The following is a 3471-nucleotide window of genomic DNA, read 5'->3' as shown; positions in this document are numbered from 1 at the left end:
GTATATTTATTTAGTTTGAAAGCTCCCCACTTCGTCGTCACTCCCATTGCGGGATGATTTGAGAATTTGCCAGGACTTACGCACATGGAACGGAAAATCTAACCACAGAGGACGCAGAGGACACGGAGAAATAAGAGTTTCAGAGAGTTTTTGCGTAAGTCCAATTTGCATCAAGACGTAATCCCCGTGTCTTTGTGTCCCCGTATCCCCACTTCCCCGCGTCCCCGCGTCTCCATGTCTCCGCGTCTCCGTGTCTCCGTATCCCCCCGTCCCCGCCTCAGCCTCAATCATCCCATTATTCAGCAACGCCCCCACTTCCTCTTCACTGGGGATTTCCTTCTTCCACTGGACGGATAATTGCAGCAGGTGGTGTGACTTCTGGTTGAAAGATTCCTTGTAATGCTTGTTCTAGTGTTTGTGCCATTACAATTCGGTTTTCGTAAGCTACAACTACTCGCACCAAAGTTGGTAAGCTGTTCTGTGTGGCTTCTAGATAAATTGGCTCGACGTATAACAGCGATTGTTCAATGGGAATTACTAGTAAATTTCCTTGAATAGCTCTGGAACCTTGGCGATTCCACAGGGATATTTGCTGTGAAATTACTGGATCTTGGTTAATTCGCGCTTCGATTTGCTCTGGGCCGTAAATTAATTTTTCTTTGGGAAAGATATATAACAATAATTTTCCGTAATTTACGCTATCTGATCGCGCTGCAAACCAAGCGATTAAATTAGTCCGCTGTTTGGGAGTGTAGGGCAAAAACAAAATAAATTCTTCAAAGGGTACGGTGGGTAGACTAGTAATCAAATAATAAGGCTCCACCTGACGGGTTTCGCTGCCGTAGATTTCGTTAGGAATCTGCCACTGGTCTTCCCGGTTGTAAAATACTTGGGGGTCGGTCATGTGGTAGGTCATTAACCGCTCAGATTGAATTCTAAATAAGTCTTCAGGATAGCGGATATGATTGCGGAGAGTCACAGGCATGGCGCTGAGGGGTTTGAAGGTATTAGGAAATATCCTTGACCAACTGGTAACAATCGGATCTCTGGGATCGGCAATATAAAAGTTAACGATGCCGTGGTAGGCATCAACCACTACCTTGACAGAGTTACGGATATAATTAATACCTTCGTTAGCGGTGTCTGAGTATGGATAGCGATCGCTTGTTGTGTAGGCATCCACAATCCAGTAAAGGAAACTTTTACCATTTGGATAGTCTGGATCGGTATTATTACGATTTGCGTCAGCACTGACTAGATAAGGGTCGCTGTCAAATTGCAAAAAAGGTGCGATCGCCTGAATTCTTTGCTTGATATTTCGCCGCAATAGCACTTTTGTGTCTGGTAAAAAGTCCCGCGTCAAAACCATCTGCCAATCTTTCAAATAGTTGGCAAATAGCCAGCGCCGCCATAGCGAACCGATTTTAATCCCACCTTGTCCATCGTAGGAGTTATAAACATTTTCACTACCACTGGGATAGTCTAATTCTCTAACTCTTGTGCCCGTCATCACATAAGTATTTGTGATTTCACCGTAATAAATCCGGGGTTTTCCAATGGGAATACTTTCACGAATGCCGACACTGGAAGTTGTGAGGGCGCTATTATCGCCGCTAATATCTTTGACAAAATATTCTGGTAGCCCACCCGCAGCCACTGTATTTACTGGACTAACAGTGAATCCGAAACCGTGGGTATAAATCAGATGGCGGTTAACCCAGGTTTTAGCTTGCTGCGGTACGGCAGTGTAGTCTAATTCTCGTGCAGCAATTAATACTTGACGGCGTTCTCCCCCTTCAACTACTTCCTGTTTTGTAGTTGGTGTAGGGGAATCTGAAGTTGCCTCTGTTTTTAAAGTATAGCGATCGATATCGGCATCAGGGAATCGATAGTATGGGCGAATTTGTTGTAACTGACGGTTGGTTTCTAATAACGGTCGCTCATCCCAAAGGCGGATATTGCGAATTGTCAAGTCATTTTTTTGAATATCAGCTTCTGTTAATGTTCCTTGGGGGTTGAAGGATTTAGCATCGATGGCGTCTAAATTGAATGCTTGCCGAGTCAAGGCGATGGTACGCTGGATGTAAGGTTGCTCTCTTTGTAATTCATTGGGTTCAACAATTAAATATTGCACCACAGTGGGCAAAACAAACCCAGTGATTGGAACTAGTAGTAAATAAACGCCTAATCCATAAAACACCAAACGGCGATATTGAGATTTGGGTTTCCAGAACAATGTTTGCCAAAGCAAATAACAGGCGATGCCAACAGCCACAACAGATAAAATGGTGTAAGCTGGCAAGAAAGTTGTAACGTCGGTGTAACCAGCACCATAACTAACTCCATCAGTGGAGTATACCAGTTCATAGCGACTTAGCCAGTAACTCAAAGCTACCAACAGCATTAATAAACCACCCATACCGTACAAATGGCGCTGCTGCTTTTGGGAAAAACCAGGGAAAATTCCTTGACTCAAACTGTCAGCCGACAGCAGATAAATCAAAGCCACGGCCACAAAACCATACAAAAATAATCCCATCAGCCACAGTTCTAGCAGTTGCCAAAACGGTAAGGAAAATATGTAGAAGCTGATATCGCGACCAAATAAAGGCTCAGTGCTGTTAAAAGAACTAGGGTGCAAATATAAAAGTACCTTTGCCCAATTTTGGAATAGTACCAACCCAAAAATGGCACTAAAGACAATAGCGATCGCTGTGAGTAAAAACCCTGGAAAAATTAAAATAGCGATCGCTCCCCCAAAAATTAAGCCCAGATACCAAATTTGAGAGACAATCTGGTTTACAAGTTGCCAGATCCTATCTGATCGGAATGAGGCGGGAATGGGTAAACTGGCGTCATCAACTGGAGAATGCCAGTAAGAAATAGCAATTTGACCGTAGTGAGCTACCATTAACCCTGTCAACAAGCTCAGTATCACAGCTAAGGGTAACAGCCAGCGTAATTTTAATGGTTTTAAGCCTTGTACTTGTGGTGTTAAAGTGCGATCGCTTCTGGCATAATCACGGCTGAGAAAGTTTTGGAATACACTCTCTTGTTGTGCTGGCTCAATATTCAAAGACCGGGGATGCTTCAGTCGTTGTGCAATACCAAGGTTTACCAGTAGATAAGCAGCACTGATACTAGCCACCACCACCCATAAAATACCACGAGTCACTAACCTGACTAGAAATACCTGCAAGTAGCCGACTTCTTGAAACCAAAAAATTTCTGCTCCCAGGCGGGATACCAAATCCAGGAGTAACCAGAACCCCAGGAATACGATAAATAATCTCAAGCTCCATTTCCAGAACATTCTGTGGCCGCCAAACTATCTGCAAAGCCAATTTAATAATATAACAAGGGACTGGGCATGGGGCATTGTGCATTGGGCAAACAGGAAGTGTGGGAGGTGTGGGAGGAGACGGAGGTGTGGGAGGTGTGGGAGGATGGTGAAAAAATCTTTCCCCCCAC

General features: G+C 44.2%; 2 protein-coding genes. Both read right to left on the bottom strand.

Annotation, left to right across the window (positions count from 1 at the left end; genetic code table 11):
* Positions 1 to 6: 6 nt before the first annotated feature.
* Positions 7 to 315 carry a hypothetical protein gene (locus tag GNE10_RS33040; RefSeq protein ID WP_185570278.1) on the bottom strand — a complete coding sequence of 103 codons (309 nt, stop codon included), beginning with the start codon at positions 313 to 315 and terminating at the stop codon, positions 7 to 9.
* 7 nt (positions 316 to 322) lie between these two features.
* Positions 323 to 3313 (bottom strand): UPF0182 family protein, encoded by a 2991-nt coding sequence (locus GNE10_RS33035; RefSeq protein WP_185570277.1) that lies wholly within the window; start codon positions 3311 to 3313, stop codon positions 323 to 325.
* Positions 3314 to 3471 lie beyond the last annotated feature (158 nt).

It is taken from the genome of Nostoc sp. 2RC (assembly GCF_014222165.1).
GTDB lineage: Bacteria > Cyanobacteriota > Cyanobacteriia > Cyanobacteriales > Nostocaceae > Nostoc > Nostoc linckia.
This window is presented reverse-complemented; position numbering and strand designations above follow the sequence as displayed.

Bases quoted from the DNA above. Each gene is read 5' to 3' on its own strand.
- GNE10_RS33035 (WP_185570277.1), bottom strand. From the start codon at position 3,313: ATGTTCTGGAAATGGAGCTTGAGATTATTTATCGTATTCCTGGGGTTC.